General features: G+C 68.3%; 18 protein-coding genes. 11 read left to right on the forward strand and 7 right to left on the reverse strand.

Going from position 1 to position 16,181, the window contains the following annotated elements; genetic code table 11:
* Positions 1-106 precede the first annotated feature (106 nt).
* Positions 107-1,180 (reverse strand): RDD family protein, encoded by a 1,074-nt coding sequence (locus tag BM417_RS32960; protein ID WP_093602607.1) that lies wholly within the window; start codon positions 1,178-1,180, stop codon positions 107-109.
* A 90-nt stretch (positions 1,181-1,270) separates the two neighbouring features.
* Positions 1,271-2,641 (reverse strand): cystathionine beta-synthase, encoded by a 1,371-nt coding sequence (locus BM417_RS32965; protein ID WP_093602609.1) that lies wholly within the window; start codon positions 2,639-2,641, stop codon positions 1,271-1,273.
* 118 nt (positions 2,642-2,759) lie between these two features.
* Between BM417_RS32965 and BM417_RS32970 the strand changes: the two genes are divergently transcribed.
* From BM417_RS32970 to BM417_RS32980, 3 genes are all read left to right on the forward strand, one after another.
* Positions 2,760-3,632 (forward strand): SGNH/GDSL hydrolase family protein, encoded by an 873-nt coding sequence (locus tag BM417_RS32970; RefSeq protein WP_093602803.1) that lies wholly within the window; start codon positions 2,760-2,762, stop codon positions 3,630-3,632.
* Between the two features lie 91 nt (positions 3,633-3,723).
* A complete protein-coding gene (locus BM417_RS32975; RefSeq protein ID WP_093602611.1) occupies positions 3,724-4,944 on the forward strand; it encodes an acetyl-CoA C-acetyltransferase in 1,221 nt (406 codons plus the stop codon).
* Between the two features lie 163 nt (positions 4,945-5,107).
* A complete protein-coding gene (locus tag BM417_RS32980) occupies positions 5,108-5,317 on the forward strand; it encodes a hypothetical protein (protein ID WP_143138892.1) in 210 nt (69 codons plus the stop codon).
* Here the strand turns inward: BM417_RS32980 and BM417_RS32985 are convergent.
* The 3 genes from BM417_RS32985 to BM417_RS32995 form a co-directional block, all read right to left on the reverse strand.
* Positions 5,314-5,724 (reverse strand): GNAT family N-acetyltransferase, encoded by a 411-nt coding sequence (locus tag BM417_RS32985; RefSeq protein WP_093602615.1) that lies wholly within the window; start codon positions 5,722-5,724, stop codon positions 5,314-5,316. The genes BM417_RS32980 and BM417_RS32985 overlap by 4 nt on opposite strands.
* An 11-nt stretch (positions 5,725-5,735) precedes the next feature.
* Positions 5,736-6,068 (reverse strand): HEAT repeat domain-containing protein, encoded by a 333-nt coding sequence (locus tag BM417_RS32990; RefSeq protein WP_093602617.1) that lies wholly within the window; start codon positions 6,066-6,068, stop codon positions 5,736-5,738.
* Positions 6,069-6,137: 69 nt separating this feature from the next.
* Positions 6,138-6,944 carry a Bax inhibitor-1/YccA family protein gene (locus tag BM417_RS32995; RefSeq protein ID WP_093602619.1) on the reverse strand — a complete coding sequence of 269 codons (807 nt, stop codon included), beginning with the start codon at positions 6,942-6,944 and terminating at the stop codon, positions 6,138-6,140.
* Between the two features lie 320 nt (positions 6,945-7,264).
* On the opposite strand from BM417_RS32995, the gene BM417_RS33000 reads away from it, so the two are divergent.
* The 3 genes from BM417_RS33000 to BM417_RS33010 all read left to right on the forward strand — a co-directional run bounded on the left by BM417_RS33000 (position 7,265) and on the right by BM417_RS33010 (position 10,570).
* A complete protein-coding gene (locus BM417_RS33000) occupies positions 7,265-8,653 on the forward strand; it encodes an MSCRAMM family protein (RefSeq protein ID WP_093602621.1) in 1,389 nt (462 codons plus the stop codon).
* Entirely contained in the window at positions 8,638-9,348 is a 711-nt protein-coding gene (locus tag BM417_RS33005) for a class F sortase (RefSeq protein WP_177320720.1), read from the forward strand. The genes BM417_RS33000 and BM417_RS33005 overlap by 16 nt, the downstream gene beginning before the upstream one ends.
* 70 nt (positions 9,349-9,418) lie before the next feature.
* Complete coding sequence (locus BM417_RS33010; protein ID WP_245822311.1) at positions 9,419-10,570, forward strand: polysaccharide deacetylase family protein; 1,152 nt, start codon at positions 9,419-9,421, stop codon at positions 10,568-10,570.
* Here BM417_RS33010 and BM417_RS33015 read toward each other — a convergent pair whose 3' ends face one another.
* On the reverse strand, positions 10,571-11,605 hold the full coding sequence (locus BM417_RS33015; protein WP_093602625.1) for a PQQ-dependent sugar dehydrogenase: 1,035 nt from the start codon (positions 11,603-11,605) through the stop codon (positions 10,571-10,573).
* A 179-nt stretch (positions 11,606-11,784) separates the two neighbouring features.
* Positions 11,785-12,780 carry a PQQ-dependent sugar dehydrogenase gene (locus tag BM417_RS33020; protein WP_177320721.1) on the reverse strand — a complete coding sequence of 332 codons (996 nt, stop codon included), beginning with the start codon at positions 12,778-12,780 and terminating at the stop codon, positions 11,785-11,787.
* 270 nt (positions 12,781-13,050) lie between these two features.
* Here BM417_RS33020 and pqqA point away from each other — a divergent pair, with 270 nt between their 5' ends.
* From pqqA to pqqB, 5 genes are all read left to right on the forward strand, one after another.
* Positions 13,051-13,173: a pyrroloquinoline quinone precursor peptide PqqA gene (gene pqqA / locus BM417_RS33025; RefSeq protein ID WP_063758378.1), complete on the forward strand. Its 123-nt coding sequence runs from the start codon at positions 13,051-13,053 to the stop codon at positions 13,171-13,173.
* An 87-nt stretch (positions 13,174-13,260) separates the two neighbouring features.
* Complete coding sequence (gene pqqC / locus BM417_RS33030; RefSeq protein WP_093602629.1) at positions 13,261-13,956, forward strand: pyrroloquinoline-quinone synthase PqqC; 696 nt, start codon at positions 13,261-13,263, stop codon at positions 13,954-13,956.
* Positions 13,953-14,231: a pyrroloquinoline quinone biosynthesis peptide chaperone PqqD gene (gene pqqD, locus BM417_RS33035; RefSeq protein ID WP_245822312.1), complete on the forward strand. Its 279-nt coding sequence runs from the start codon at positions 13,953-13,955 to the stop codon at positions 14,229-14,231. The genes pqqC and pqqD overlap by 4 nt, the downstream gene beginning before the upstream one ends.
* Positions 14,224-15,303, forward strand: coding sequence for a pyrroloquinoline quinone biosynthesis protein PqqE (pqqE, locus tag BM417_RS33040; RefSeq protein ID WP_093602631.1), 1,080 nt, complete (start codon positions 14,224-14,226; stop codon positions 15,301-15,303). Before pqqD ends, pqqE begins: the two co-directional genes overlap by 8 nt.
* On the forward strand, positions 15,300-16,181 hold the full coding sequence (gene pqqB, locus BM417_RS33045) for a pyrroloquinoline quinone biosynthesis protein PqqB (RefSeq protein ID WP_093602633.1): 882 nt from the start codon (positions 15,300-15,302) through the stop codon (positions 16,179-16,181). Before pqqE ends, pqqB begins: the two co-directional genes overlap by 4 nt.

Below are 16,181 nucleotides of genomic sequence, written 5' to 3' on the forward strand. Positions count from 1 at the left end.
AAGGGTACTCACCCATCTGGCCGCCGACCGCAAGTGTCCAAGCAGTGAAAACAGACCAGCCCCCGGCCGTAATGGCCGGGGGCTGGTCGAAGTGCTGCAGAGGGGCTTACCAGCCCTGCTGCTGGCCGCCGTAACCCTGCTGCGGAGGCTGGCCGTAGCCACCCTGCTGCGGAGGCTGCGGCTGCTGCGGGTAACCGCCGGTGCCGGGCTGCTGCGGGTAGCCGCCGGTGCCGCCGTAGGGCGACGCCGTCTCCGGGGCGTTGATCACGATGGACTTCATGATCTTGTCGGCCCAGGTCTGCTTCTTCGGCTCCCACAGCGGGGCGAAGAAGCCCGCGTAGCACGGCAGGGCGTCGACGACGTGGCACAGGTAGCGCACGAACGCCGTACCGCCGCCGAGCGGCTGCTGAGTCTCCTCACCGATGAGCCTGATCTTCGCGATCTTCTTGCCGATCGACTGACCGGTCTGTCCCTGCTTCACCACCGTGTTCCAGATGATGAAGCCGAAGTTCGCGAGCCAGATCGGGATGGCGAGCAAAGCGAGGCCAGGAGCGTCGGCGCCGACCGCGATGCCGACGATCACGTAGTAAAGGATTACCGTGACGACGCTCGGAGCCACGTAGTCGATCAGGGCACCGACGAAGCGCGAGCCCCACTCGGCGTACCCGGTCGGAGGCGGCGGGGCCATGCCGTAGCCGGGCTGGCCGTAGCCGCCGGGCTGACCGTAGGCCTGCTGCTGCGGCTGGCCGTACGGGCTCGACTGCGGAGCGCCGTAGGGCTGCTGCGGCTGACCGTAGGGCTGTTGCTGCTGCGGCTGGCCGTACGGGTTGGACTGCGGCGCGCCGTAAGGCTGCTGCGGCTGACCGTAGGGCTGCTGCGGAGCGCCGTACTGGGGCGGCTGCTGGGCGGGGAAACCGCCAGAGCCGGGTCCCTGTGCTGGGAAGCCACCCGAACCGGGAGCTGCCGGCGGCACCTGCCCGGGGCTGACGACCTGGGTGGCGTCCGCGTTCTGCTGCGGTGCGGCGGGAGCCTGACCAGGCGAGACGACCTGCGTCGCGTCCGGGTTCGGGTATGCCGACGTCGGCTGCCCACCTCCCGGGACGATCTGCGTGGCGTCCGCGTTGGGCTCCTGCTGCGGCTGACCGCCGAACTGGTTTCCTGGCGGCTGCGGAGCGTTCATCCGGTTTCCAACCCCCTTGGCTGGGCCGTGTACGAGTAAGACAGGTGTTGATCTGGGGCGTCACGCTATCGGACGCACCGGCTTCTACGCTCAGCGACCAGCCAAGAACCCCAGAATGTCCTGCCGAGTTACGACTCCGGCAGGCTTGCCGTCCTCCAGGACGAGGGCGGCGTCGGCGTTCGAGAGCGCGTTCATGGCGATGCCGACCGGCTCACCGGCGCCGAGCGTGGGCAGCGGCGGCGACATGTGCTTGTCGAGGCGGTCGGACAGCTGGGCCTTGCCGGTGAACAGGGCGTCGAGCAGGTCGCGTTCGTTGACCGCGCCCGCGACCTCGGCCGCCATGATCGGCGGTTCGGCGTTGACGACGGGCATCTGCGAGACACCGAACTCGCGCAGGATCGCGACGGCGTCACCCACGGTCTCGTTGGGGTGCGCGTGCACGAGGTCGGGGAGCATGCCGCCCTTGCGGCGCAGCACGTCGCCGACGGTCGCGCCGGTCGAGTCCGGCGGCAGGAAGCCGTAGGACGCCATCCAGCGGTCGTTGAAGACCTTGGACAGGTAGCCGCGGCCGCCGTCCGGGAGGATCACGACCACGACGGCGTCTTCGGGCAGGTCCTTCGCGACGCGCAGCGCGGCGGCGGCCGCCATGCCGCAGGATCCGCCGACGAGCAGGCCTTCCTCGCGGGCGAGGCGGCGGGTGGTGTCGAACGAGTCCGCGTCCGAGACCTCGACGATCTGGTCGCAGATGGTCTTGTCGTACGCCTCGGGCCAGAAGTCCTCGCCGACGCCCTCGACCAGGTACGGACGGCCGGTGCCGCCGGAGTAGACGGAGCCTTCCGGGTCGGCGCCGATGACCTGCACGGCGCCGTCGGAGATCTCCTTGAGGTAGCGGCCGGTGCCGGAGATCGTGCCGCCGGTGCCGACGCCCGCGACGAAGTGCGTGATCCTGCCGGCGGTCTGGCGCCAGATCTCGGGGCCGGTCTGGTGGTAGTGGCTCGCCGGGTTCTCCGGGTTGGAGTACTGGTCGGGCTTCCACGCGCCGGGGATCTCGCGGACGAGCCGGTCGGAGACGTTGTAGTACGAGTCCGGGTGCTCGGGCGCGACGGCGGTCGGGCACACCACGACCTCGGCGCCGTAGGCCTTGAGGACGTTGCGCTTGTCCTCGCTGACCTTGTCCGGGCAGACGAACACGCACTTGTAGCCCTTGCGCTGGGCGACCAGGGCGAGCCCGACGCCGGTGTTGCCCGAGGTCGGCTCGACGATCGTGCCGCCGGGCCGCAGTTCACCCGATTTCTCCGCGGCCTCGACCATCCGCAGCGCGATGCGGTCCTTCACGCTGCCGCCGGGGTTCAGGTACTCGACCTTGGCCAGCACCGTCGCCTTGATCCCCTTGGTCAGGGAGTTGAGCTTGACCAGCGGCGTGTTGCCGACCAGATCGACGACGTGTTCGACGTACTCCACCGGTATCTACTCCCTGCTCCCACTCTCCGAGATAGCGGGACGAAGCCTAGCTCTAGTGGCTGCGGAGGTTAATTCGAACAGCGGAACCGACGATTCCACTGGAAAGGGGGTGTTGCGGATGATCGGACTCAGGACGCTGCGTGCTGTGGCGATGACCGCCGCGACGCTCGGAGGCCTCTCCGGCGCACTGGTGGGACTGCTCACGGAGCAGGGCAGACGTGCTCGGACGGCCATCGGCGTGCTGGAGCATCTGTGGCCCGCGCCGGACGGTGTGTATCTCGACGACGGCCGCGATCCGCTGCGGCTGGCGGTGCTCGGCGACTCGATGGCGGTGGGTGTCGGTGTGACCCATCCCTCGCAGATGCCGGGGGTGCTGCTGGCCCAGGCGCTGGCGGAGGAGGCCGGACGGCCGGTGCGCCTGTCGACCTACGCCATCAGCGGCTCGACCACGCGTGACCTGGTGCCGCAGGTCGACGCGGCCGTGCTGGACGCGCCCCAGGTCGCGTTGGTCATCATCGGCGCGAACGACGTGACGTCGCGGATGAGCCCCGCCGAGTCGGGGCGGCTGCTGGCCGAGCAGGTGGGCAAGCTGCGCGCGATCGGCTGCGGCGTGGTCGTCGGCACGTGCCCCGACCTCGGGATCGTGCGGCCGATTCCCCAGCCGTTGCGGATGGTCGGGCATCAGTACAGCCTGCGTCTCGCGGCGGCGCAGACCGCCGCGGTGCGAGCGGCCGGTGGCGTGCCGGTGTCGTTGGCGAATCTGCTGGCGCCGGAGTTCATGGCTCGGCACGCCGACATGTTCAGCTCGGACCGCTTTCACCCCAGTTCCGTCGGCTACGAGGCGGCGGCGGGCGTGCTGCTGGCGCCGTTGTGCCAGGTAGCGGGGCTGTGGCCGGGCTGGGTCGCTCCCGCTCTGCCGTTGCGGTCGGCGGCCGCGCTGGCGGTGCGCCCCTCTCGCGTGCCGGGGTGGCTGCAGAAGCGGCACGCCTGAGTTTCGGAATTCTCGTCACTCGCGCTGGCCGGGGTGAGCGGGCGTTAACTAGGCTCGACGGCAACCTTGACTCTCAACGAGGAGTTTCGTGATGCCTGAGGCCGTGATCGTCTCCGCCGCCCGTTCCCCCATCGGACGTGCGGGCAAGGGCTCGCTGAAGGACGTGCGGCCCGACGACCTGGTGGCGCGGATGATTCGCGCGGCACTGGACAAGGTGCCGCAGCTCGACCCCGCGCAGATCGACGACCTGATGCTCGGCTGCGGCCTGCCCGGCGGCGAGCAGGGCTTCAACATGGCGCGCGTCGTGTCCGTGCTGCTGGGCTACGACAACCTGCCCGGCACGACCGTGACCCGGTACTGCGCCTCGTCCTTGCAGACCACGCGCATGGCGCTGCACGCCATCAAGGCGGGCGAGGGCGACGTGTTCATCAGCGCCGGCGTCGAGGCCGTGTCGCGGTTCGCCAAGGGCAGCTCCGACTCGTGGCCGGACACCCACAACCCGCTGTTCGGCGAGGCCGAGGCGCGCACCGCCTCCGTTGCCGCGTCCGGCGCTTCCGAGTGGGTCGACCCGCGTTCGGTGGACGTCGTGCCGGACGTCTACATCCCGATGGGCCAGACCGCCGAGAACCTCGCTCTGCTCAGGGGGATCTCGCGCCAGGAGATGGACGAGTTCGGCGTCCGCTCGCAGAACCTCGCCGAGAAGGCCATCGCGGACGGCTTCTGGGCCCGCGAGATCACGCCCGTGACGTTGCCCGACGGCACCGTGGTCTCGTCCGACGACGGCCCGCGCGCCGGCGTCACCTACGAGGCGGTTTCCCAGCTGAAGCCCGTCTTCCGCCCCGACGGCCGCATCAACGCCGGCAACTGCTGCCCGCTGAACGACGGCGCCGCGGCCCTCGTGATCATGTCCGACACGAAGGCCCGCGAACTCGGCATCACGCCGCTCGCCCGGATCGTGTCGACCGGCGTCTCGGGCCTGTCGCCCGAGATCATGGGCCTCGGCCCGGTCGAGGCCTCGAAGCGCGCGCTGGCGCTGGCCGGCCTGTCGGTCTCCGACATCGACCTCGTGGAGATCAACGAGGCGTTCGCCGCCCAGGTGATTCCGTCCTACCAGGACCTCGGAATCGAACTGGACCGGTTGAACGTGAATGGTGGCGCCATCGCCGTCGGTCACCCGTTCGGCATGACCGGCGCCCGCATCACCACGACCTTGATCAATTCGCTGCAGTTCCACGACAAGCAGTTCGGTCTCGAGACCATGTGCGTGGGCGGTGGCCAGGGCATGGCGATGGTCATCGAGCGGCTGAGCTGACCTTTCGCTCAAGATCTGCAAATTGACGCCTGCAAGTAGCTCCGCTTCACCCGAACGGAGCTACTCGCAGGCACCCTTTCTGCCGATGAGATGAAACATCGCGCAATGGCGTCATCTGGCGAGGGGAAGTCCGTCCCTACCGATGAGTAAGGAGGGGTCGGACATGCCCTACGTGTGGTGGCAAAGCGAATACGACCTGCAATGCCATGCTTTCTCCCTCGACCAGACCGACGGCTCGCGCAGCTTTTACGAGGCCGTCTGCGAACATTCGGTGCCCGACGAACGGGTGTCACGCGCCCAAGCGGGCGCGCTCTGCACGACCTGCCTGATCAAGGTGGGAACCGAACTGCCCGACGTCCGCTGGCGGGTCTAGACCCGCCTCATGCCGACACTCGCCGGTGCGCTCTCGGTGAAGCCGTGCCGTTCGTAGAGACGACGGCCGGGCGGGTCGGCCAGGAGATTGACGTACGCGTTCGGCGCACAGGCGTCGATGTGGTCCAGCAACGCGGTGAGGATCGCATCGCCGACGCCTTTGCGTTGATGATCCGGCAGCACCGCCATGTCGATGACGTGGAAGTACCAGCCGCCGTCACTGAGCACACGCCCCATGCCGACGCTTTCGCCTGATTCCACGTGAATGACACTGGCGCTGGCCCACGCGCCGTTGATGCCGTTTTCGGCTTCTTCGCGAGTTCGCGCGCTCAGTCCGGATTCCTTGCGCAGGCGCAGGTAGTCGTCGACCGATGGCGGCTCCAGGACGAGCCGATATGCGGAGTCCACTGAATTCCCCCTCACGTGTGCGCGTTGTTGGCACGGTGACGGTAAAGGACAGTTCGCGCTTCCTTGGTGTCGAGCATCTCGAGACCACGGACAGCCCAGTACGCGAGTGACTCGTCCTCGTGGTCCAGGTGCTCGGCCAGGATCGGCAGGGCTCGCGGCGACCGGGCCTCACCGATCAGCGTGAGCAGCAGAACGCGCATGTTCTCGGCCTCTTCGCCCCTGAACGCCTCGATCAACTCGTCGAGGAGCTCCACGGCATGCCGTTGCAGCAGGCAGAAGCCGTTCTCCCGGTCCTCGCCCTTGCGGCGCAGCAACCGCATTCCCTCGTCGAACCTCTTCGTCATCCCATCTCCCCCAGAACGGCGAAGGGGCGCCCCGCCGCAGCGGAACGCCCCTTCAACTCACCCGAAACGTCAGTCCGAGTTGAAGTACGACAGCAGGCGCAGGATCTCGGTGTACAGCCACACCAGGGTCACGGTGAGGCCGAACGCGATCTGCCACGCGAACTTGGCCGGCACGCCGGCGCGGATCGCCTGGTCCGCGGCGTCGAAGTCGATCAGGAAGCTGAACGCCGCGAGGCCGATGCAGACGAGGCTGAAGATGATCGCGAGCGTGCCACCGTTGCGCAGGCCGAGGCCGCCGGCGGTGAAGAAGCTCATGATCAGGTTGAAGAGCATGAGGACGGCGACGCCGATGATGGCGCCGGTGATCCACTTGGTGAACTTCGGCGTGACTCGGATCGCGCCCGTCTTGTAGACCACGAGCATGCCGAAGAACACGCCGAGCGTGCCGATGATGGCCTGGCCGATCATCACGACACCCTGACCCGGGTTGCCGGTCATGCGGTCGACCATGTTGCCGATGATCCCGCTGAACGCGCCGAGGAAGACACCTTCGACGGCGGCGTAGGCGATGACGAGCGGCGGGCTCGGCATGCGCTTGAACATGATGATCAGCGCGAGCACGAGGCCGACGATCGCGGCCGGGAACAGCAGGAACCACGCCTGCATGAGGTAGGTGACGACCGCGGTGGCGGCCACCACGGCGAGCGTGATGCCCGTCTTGGTGACGACGTCGTCGATCGTCATCGGCCGCTCGCTGGTCAGCGGCGGCGGAGCCTGCTGGTAGCCAGCCTGGTCTGGCTGGCCGAAGCCTGCGTAGCCTCCGTACCCGCCGCCGGTCGGCAGGTTACGGAAAGCCGGGTTGCTGCTCGAGCGCACCTGGTCCTCCTGTGGCGTTGCTTTACGCCGTCACTGGGTTCAACGAGCACGCTCGGTGCCATGTTCCCCATCGGTAAAGGCGACTTTACCCCCGACGACGATCACACGTGCGCAAATACTGCGCCAACTCCAGAGCGTTATGTGACTACGGCGTGTCGCGGCGTGTCCCGCACGAAGGGCGTAAGCCCCGTCACATTCCAATCACGTTCACACCCAGAGTAGCGAGAGACTTCCCCCTCGTGGCGGCTTGTCCCCGGTGTGGGGGACCGACAAGCTCGCACGCGGGATAATCCGCAGGTCAGAGGGGATCAAGATCCAAAATGGGCTGGAAACGTCTGGCCGCCGTGGCGATGGTTTCGGGGCTCGCGCTCCTGACCGTTCCCGCGACGGCGTCAGCGATCGGCGTCAAGGGCATCGGCCACAACGCGTCAGGGCTCCAGCCCAACGCCACACCGGGCAGTGAGTGGCACGGGTCATACGTCTGGCAGGACAAGCAGGTGTGGTGCGTGCAGTACGCACTGCCCGCGCCGGACAGCAACGTCGGTTACAAGGAAGGCGACGCGCTGCGCACCAAGGCGGGCAAGGACCTCGCCCCGGACGTCGCGGCGAACATCTCCTACCTGCTGCTGCGCTACTCCACGACCAAGTCGCCGGAGGAGGCCGCCGCGCTCGCACACCTGTTGCACAGCTGGACTTCGGCGCCCGACGGCGCGGTGCGGTTCGACACGACTGACGCGAAGTACCTCGCCTACGACGCGTCGTTCTACGCCGCGCGGCTGCCGCAGTCCGTCATGGACACCGTCGCGCGCATCAAGGCCGACGCCGAGGCCAACCGCGGCCCGTGGACGCTCACCGCGACCGCGCCGAAGGAACCGCTGATCATCGACACGGAGTCCACCTGGACGCTGTCGCTGATCAAGGCCAACGAGAAGGGCGTGACGAACGCCCCGATCGCGTTCACCCTGACCGACGCCAAGCTGGCCGACGGCAAGACGAGCGGCACGGCCACCACGGGCGCCGACGGCCAGCCCGCCGCCGTGAAGGTCATCCCGACCGGGCCGAAGCCGTCGATCGCGGCCGTCGCGGACTCCCCCGCCGACCGGCCGGTCGTGCACTTCCCGATCCAGACGGACAACATGCAGCGCATGGTCACGACCGGCGGCGAGAAGAAGCTGAACGCCGCCGCGAACGGCCAGGCCAAGACCGCGCCCGGCGCCGTGAAGATCACGAAGATCGACTCGGAGACCAAGAAGGCCATCGCGGGCGTCGCGCTGCGCGTCACGGCCAAGGACCAGACCACGGCCGCGAAGAAGCAGGACGACACGGACCTCGTCGGCACGGACGGCAAGCCGCTGGTGCTGCAGACCGGCCCCGACGGCACGGTCGAGGTGCCGGACCTGCGCACCCCGCAGGAGATCTGTCTCGTCGAAGTGGCCGCCCCCAAGGGTTATGAGGAGTTCTTCGACCCGAAGGCGCCGCCGGCCTCGTGCGGCACGGTCGCGGCGGGTCAGACGCTCGCGCTCGAACTGGTGAACAAGCCGAACAAGCCGGTCGTGCCCAGCACGATTCCCGCCGGTGCGGACGGTCAGACGCCGGTCGCGACCGCGTCGTTCGACACTCAGCTGAGTCCGGGCCTGATGCTGACGGCGGGTGGCCTGGTGCTGCTCGGCGCGGCGCTGGCAGGCTTCCTGGTGTGGCGCAGGCAGTGAGTCCCAAGGCTTTTCTGACCGGCACGCTGGTGGCGGGCATCGCCGCTGCCAGCGTGCTGGTCACCACGTCCGAGACCGAGGTCCTCAAAGGACACGCGGTCGCGGACGAGATCCCGGTGGTCGGGCCGGGGCCGGTGGCGGACAGCCTGAGCACCGGCCGCGGCCCCGACCTCACCGGGCTGCTCGGCGGGGCGAACACGGCCAACGCCAGGCCCGCCGACCCCACCCCGCAGCAGCAACAGCCCGCACCGCCCAAGGCCGGTCCGGGTTCGGTGCGGCTGCCCTCGGGCGGTTCGGCCACGCTGGTGCGCAAAGAGGTCAAGGACGGCGTGCTGCCGGTGCCCGACGGCATCGGCGAGGCGACCTGGTGGGGCACCGAGCTCGCGGGTGCCGAGGGGGCGACGGTGCTGGCGGGGCACGTCGACTGGAAGGGCGCGAAGGGCCCGTTCGCGGAGCTGTGGCAGGCGCAGAACGGCCGTGAGGTCGTGATCGCCGACAGCGCGGGCAAGGAGTTCAAGTTCCGCATCAGGCAGATCGAGACCGTCCGCAAGGAGGAGCTCCCGGCGCGTGCCGTCGAGTTCTTCGGGCCGCGTGGGCCGCACCGGTTGGTGCTGGTCACCTGCGGCGGCACGTGGGTCGGCGGTCAGCAGGGGTACGAGGCGAACCGAGTGGTCATCGCCGAACCCGTTCAGTAGCCAATTGCCTCCACCGCGCAACCCGTTCGGGTGACCAGTCGTCTCCTAAGGTGTGAAGCGGTGGGGATGGTTGACCACGGGCGTGGCGCTGGGGCTGGTTCTGGCGATCGTGATGACCCTGGGGTCGCACAAGGAGCAGACAAGTCAGGCGGACTCCGGCCCGTTGCCGATGGCCCCCAGACTGCCCGCTCCCAAGGACGCGGGACCGACGCCGACCGTGCCCGCGCCCAGTGCCGAACAGCTGCAGAAGCAGCCGTGGATGCACAAGCTCGCACCGGGCGAGAAGCCCCCGCAGTTCGTGCTCTTCTCCTTCGACGGCGCGGTGTCCAAGCAGCACTGGGACAAGGTCCTGCCGATCGCGAAGTCCAAGAACGCGCACGTGACGGGCCTGCTGTCCGGCGTCTACATGCTGGCGGACCCGGACAAGAACCAGTACCAGCCACCGGCGGGACTCAAGCGCGGCCTGTCCGACATCGACTTCGGCGGCACCCGGCAGGACGTCAACTCCCGAATCGCCTACCTGAACCAGGTGATCGCCGACGGCCACGAGATCGGCACGCACTACAACGGGCACTTCTGCTCGAACGGCACGCAGCCGTCGGTCGACAAGTGGGACACTGCGGCCTGGAACGCGGAGCTCGCCCAGTTCAAACAGATCGTCGACAGGTCCCGTGCCGCGGGGCTGAACCTGCCCGCCGACGCCGTCCGGGGTGGACGGACGCCGTGCCTGGAAGGCAACTGGGACCAGGCTTTCCCCGCGATGGCCGCGAACGGCCTCGTCTACGACACCAGCAAGGTCGCGCTCGGCGTGCAGTGGCCGACCGTCCAAAACGGACTGTACGAGTTCCCGATGCCCGAGGTGAAGGTTCCCGGGCTGGGCAAGCAGGTCGTCATGATGGACTTCAACCTCTGGTACTCGCTCAACCAGGCGAAGGACGAACCCTCGCGGGCGGCCGACTTCTCCCAGATCGTCCTCGACACCTACAAGTCGGTGCACCAGGCCGCGCTGAACGGCAACCGCGCGCCGATAGTCGTCGGCAACCACTTCAACGAGTGGAACGGCAACGCGTTCTCGACCGCGATGGAACAGTTCATGGAGTACGTGTGCGACAAGCCGGACACGGTGTGCGCCACCTACACCGAGGTGATCCAGTGGATGCAGCTGCAGGATCCGGCGGTGCTCGACCAGCTCCGCCGGATGCCCGCTGCTCGCAACTGGTGACTAGCCGTCGGTGGAGATGATCCGGTCGTCGTTCGCGCCCGGTGAGCCGTTCGCGTCCCGGTTGGACGTTCCGATCCACAACGTGCCGTCCGGCGCCGTGGTCACCGCACGCACCCGGCCGTAGCCGGTGAACACCGCCTGCGGGGTGCCGAGCGTGGTGCCGTTCACCGGGATCTTCCACACGCGCTTGCCGGTGACCGCGCCGACGTACAGGGCGTTCTTGTAGAAGGCGATGCCGGTCGGACCGGCCTGGCTGGTGGACCACGTCTTGACCGGGTTGGTCATGCCCGCGGTGTTGCAGTTGCCCTCACAGGTGGGCCAGCCGTAGTTCTTGCCGGCCTCGATCCGGTTGATCTCGTCGGTCGTGTTGTTGCCGAACTCCGTGGCGTACGCGGTGCTGCCGATCCAGGTGATGCCCTGGACGTTGCGGTGGCCGATCGAGTAGACGACGCTGCCGGCGCGAGGGTTGCCGGCAGCGGGCTTGCCCGTCGCGTCGAAGCGGAGAACCTTGCCGCCCAACGAGTTCCAGTTCTGCGCGTTGGCGGTGTTCTGGCCGTCGCCCGTGGTGGCCCACAGGAAGCCGTCCGGACCCCATTCGAGGCCGCCGCCGTTGTGGTAGCGGTTCTTGGGGATCCCGGTCACGATCGGCTGCGGCGTGCCGCCGAGCTGGAGCTTGGCGACGCGGTTGTCGCTCGCCGTCGAGTAGTAGATGAAGACCGAGTTGTCGGTCGCGAAGCTCTTCGACACGGCGAGGCCGAGCAGGCCGCCCTCACCGCCGGTCGTCTGGGCCTGTTCCACCGTGTCCAGGTCGGTCACGGTCGTGCCCTTGATCTTCTTGATCTTCTTGGTGTCCCGCTCGGTGAAGATGCCGCTGCCGTCCGGCAGGAACTCGATGTCCCACGGGATGTGCAGCTTCGTGGCGAGGGTCCGTTCCGCCAGAACCGACGGGCCGTCCTGTGCCGAGGCGGGCAGTGCGCAGAGGGATGCGGCCACGGCGGTGCAGGCCGCCACGGCTGCGATACGACGAGCACGCATGTGCTCTCCTTCGGGTCCGCTCGTAAATTGTCTGCGGCGGCGGTGTTGCAGGGCGTATTTACGCAATCACACATCGCAGGCACCCGCAATAGTGATCGGATGTCCCGGGACGCCCCTCGCCTCCGAGCGGGTGAAGCGAGGGGCGTTCTCCGCTACCTCTGGTAGCCGAGCTGTGTGGGTCAGTTGCCGTCGGCGAGGTGGATTCCGCCGGGCGTGATCACCCAGAGTGAGCCGTCGGGACCGGCGACCTCGTCCCGCGTGCGACCGAGGTTGGTGTAGATCTTGCCGCCCGCTCCGCTGGTGTTCAGCTTGAACGTGCCGCCCTTGAGCGAGGCCATGTACAGCGAGCCCTTGTAGGTGGTGAGACCGGACGGAGTGGCCTGCGAGGTCGGCCACTGCTTCACCGGGTTGGTCATGCCGGACGTGCTGCAGGAACCCTCACAGGTCGGCCAGCCGTAGTTCTTGCCGGCGTCGATCCGGTTGAGCTCGTCGACCTTGCTGGCGCCGATGTCGGAGACGTAGAGCTGCGTGCCGACCCAGGTCAGGCCCTGCACGTTGCGGTGGCCGTAGGAGTAGACGAGCGAGCCGAACGGGTTGCCCGGCGCGGCCTTGCCGTCCTTGGTCATGCGGAGGACCTTGCCGCCCAAGGAGTTCTTGTTCTGCGCGTTGTTCCCGTTCTGGCCGTCACCGGTACCGGCGTAGAGGAAGCCGTCGGGACCGAACTTGATGCGGCCGCCGTGGTGGTACTGCGAGCCGCGCGGAATTCCGGTGACGATCGGCTTCGGGGCGCCGCCGCCGATCTGCCAGGTGGCGATCCGGTTGTCGGATCCCGTTGTGTAGTAGAGGAAGAGCGTCTTGTCCGCCGCGTACGTCGGTGACACGGCGATGCCCAGCAGGCCCGCCTCCTTGGTCACCGAGACGCCGGGGATGTCGCCGACCTTGGTGACCTTGCCCTCCTTGGTGATGGTGGAGACGGTCTTGGCGTCCTTCTGCGTGAAGACGCCGGTGCCGTCCGGCAGGAAGTCGATGCTCCAGGCCTGGCTGAGGCCGCTCGCGATGGTCTTCACGGCCATCGCGCCGACGTCGTCCGGTGTTGCCGCGGACGCCAGTGGAGCACTGGAGAGTCCTACGGCGAGCGCGAGGACGCCGATGTGCGCACTTCGACGAGCACCCATTGTGCTGACCCCTCAACTTTCGCGTCGTGCGGCGACGGCGAGCCCGAAATCGGAGTTTTCGGGCTGGGGGCCTCTCGATACAACCACGGTGTGTAGTCACGGGCGCATCCGCCAATCGGGTCACCCCTCCGATGACTTTAGGTAACTTTATGTACGGTCTAGACCGTGACGGCCCGACCACATACCGTGTGGTCAGCCGCCGCGCCCCCAACGGAAAGCGCTTGCACGCCCGCCACGGGCTGGCAGGCAGGACACCCGAGGAGTTGCGCCATGAACGTTGCCGTCACCACCACCGAGACCAAGCTCCCCGAGGTCAGGCGCGAGTGGGTCAAGCCCGACTTCCGCGACTTCGAGACCCCGATGGAGGTCACCGCCTACGCGGCTCGCAGCTGACGTCAGGCTTCGCGCCGGGGTTCCCGACTGATGCCGGGAATCCCGGCTCCCGCGCGTCGTTCGTGGTAGACCGAGGAGTTTCCGACCATGACTGCCGTCTCTCCCGCGGAGTTCGTCGCCGAGCTGCGCGCCCTCGCACCCCGGTACTGGGACAGCCACCCGTTCCACCTGCGCATGCACGCGGGCCAGCTGAGCAAGCACGAGCTTCAGGCGTGGGCCGCGAACCGCTGGTACTACCAGCGCTGCATCGCGCAGAAGGACGCCGCGATCCTCTCGAACTGCCCGTCGCCGGAGATCCGCCGCCAGTGGCGTGAGCGGATCGTCTGGCACGACGGCACGCAGCCGGGCGAGGGCGGCGCGGAGAACTGGATCCGCCTCGCGGAAGCCGTGGGGCTGACGCGGGAAGAGGTGCTCGACGAACGTCACGTGCTGCCCGGCACGCGCTTCGCCGTCGACGCCTACGTGAACTTCGCGCGCACCAAGCCGTGGGTCGAGGCCATCGCCTCCGGCCTCACCGAGATGTTCTCGGGCGCGTTGATGCGCAAGCGCTTGGCGGCGTTGCGGGAGCAGTACCCGTGGATCGCCGAGGAGGGCTTCGCCTACTTCACCAACCGCATCCAGGCGGTCGCCGGCGAGGGACAGGCCACTGTGGACATCGTGGTCGCTCACTCGCTGACCCGCGAACAGCAGCTGGCCGCCGTCGACGCGCTGTCGTTCAAGTGCGACGTGCTGCGGGCCGTGCTGGACGCCGTCGACTACTACTCGGGCAAGGGCAGGCCGTGACGACCGCGGTCGCGCTGGACGCCGTGCCGCGGATCCGGCGCGGCGTGAAGTGCGCCTACGACCAGATCCGGGAGGCGCACGTCGTGCTGTTCCCCGAGGGTGTGCTGGTGCTGAACGAGACCGCGGCTTCCGTTGTAGCGCTTTGTGATGGCGTCCGGTCGGTCGGCGACATCGCTGTCGTGCTGGCGGACGAGTACGACGGTGTCGAACCCGAGGACGTGGCCGAACTGGTCGCGCGCATGGTCGAACGAAGGGTGGTGGACGTCGATGGCTGAGGCGCCTTTCGGCCTGCTGGCCGAGCTGACGCACCGGTGCCCGTTGCAGTGCGGTTACTGCTCGAACCCGCTGGAGCTGGTGCGGCGCGACGCCGAGCTGTCGACCGAGGACTGGCGGCGGGTGTTCGACCAGGCCCGGGCGCTGGGCTGCCTCCAGATACACCTGTCCGGCGGCGAGCCGTTGCTGCGGCCGGACCTGCCCGAACTGGTGGCGCACGCGAACAGCCTCGGCTGCTACGTCAACCTGGTCACGTCGGGAGTCGGTCTCTCCCGCGACCGGTTGCGGGAACTGGCTTCCCTGGGTGTCGACCACGTGCAGCTCTCCCTGCAGGACGCGACGAAGGAAGGCAACGACCGGATCGCCGGCATCAAGGCGTTCGACCGCAAGGTGGAGGCCGCGGCGCACGTTCTGGACGAGGGCCTGCCGCTGACGGTCAACACCGTGCTGCACCGGCAGAACCTCGACAACATCGCCGGCATCATCGCGATGGCGGAACAGATGGGCGCCGAGCGCCTGGAACTCGCCAACACCCAGTACTACGGCTGGGCGCTGCGCAACCGCGCGGTGCTGCTGCCCACGCGCGCACAGCTCGCCATCGCTGACCCGATCGTGGCTGCGGCGCAGGAACGTCTGCGCGGACGGATGGAGATCGTCTACGTCATCGCGGACTACCACGAGGCCCACCCGAAACCCTGCATGTACGGGTGGGGCGCGCGGCAGCTGACGGTGGCACCGAATGGCGACGTACTCCCCTGTCCCGCCGCCACGGTGATCTCGTCGCTGACGATCGAGAACGTGCGCGACTCCTCGTTGCACGAGATCTGGCACGACTCGCCGTCGTTCAACGCCTTCCGCGGCTTCGAGTGGATGCAGGACCCCTGCCGCTCGTGCCCGCGCAAGGAGATCGACTTCGGCGGGTGCCGCTGTCAGGCGTTCCAGCTGACCGGGGACGCCGCCGCGACCGATCCCGTCTGTTCCCTGTCACCTGAGCGGTCCACTGTGGACCTGATCCTGGAGACCGAGATGGCACCGGCCGAGGTTCCCGCGATGGCGATGAGGAAGATGCGGTGAAGGCGGTACTGCTCGGCACGACGGCGGGTGGCGGTTTCCCGCAGTGGAACTGCGCGTGCGCCCTGTGCGTGCGCGCTCGGTCCGGCTCGTTGCCGTCGCGGTCGCAGGACTGCCTGGCGATCAGCGGCAACGGCACCGACTGGTGGCTGGTCAACGCTTCCCCGGACATCCGGACGCAGATCGCCTCGTGTTCGTTCCTGAACCCCGGTCCCGGCGCGCGCGACACCCCGTTGCGCGGCGCCCTGTTCACCGACGCGGAGCTCGACCACACTCTCGGGCTGCTGACGCTGCGCGGGGGCGCGGGTCTGACGGTGTGGGCGCCGGGCCCGGTTCTGCACGCGTTGCAGGACCAGTTCGACCTGCGCACGGTGATCGACGGCTACGCGCCGGTGGCGTGGCGTCAGGTCGAGGCCGACCAGTCGTTCTCGATCAGCGGGCTGCGCGTGTCGGCGATCCCGATCAGCGGCAAGCGGCCGAAGTACGCCCGTTCGTCCACTGTGGATGGTCATTGGGTGGTCGCGTACCGGTTCGAGGATCCTGTTTCCGGCGGTGTGCTGGTCTACGCGCCCTGTCTGGCGTCGTGGCCCTCCGGTTTCGACGAGGTGGTGGCCGGGGCCGACTGCGTGCTGCTGGACGGCACGTTCTACGCGGCGTCGGAGATGGGTTCGGCGACCGGCAGTTCGTCCGGCCAGGCCGCCATGGGCCACCTGCCGATCTCCGCGAGCCTGCCTGAGCTGCGGCGATTCCCGTCCGTCCGCCGGCTCTACACGCACCTCAACAACACCAACCCGGTGCTCGACCCGTCGTCGCCGGAGTTCTCGAAGGTCCGGGAGGCCGGCGTCGAGGTTCCGTTGGACGGCACGGTGATCGAGCTGTAG

The organism is Lentzea waywayandensis (assembly GCF_900115955.1).
GTDB classification, from domain to species: Bacteria; Actinomycetota; Actinomycetes; order Mycobacteriales; family Pseudonocardiaceae; genus Lentzea; species Lentzea waywayandensis.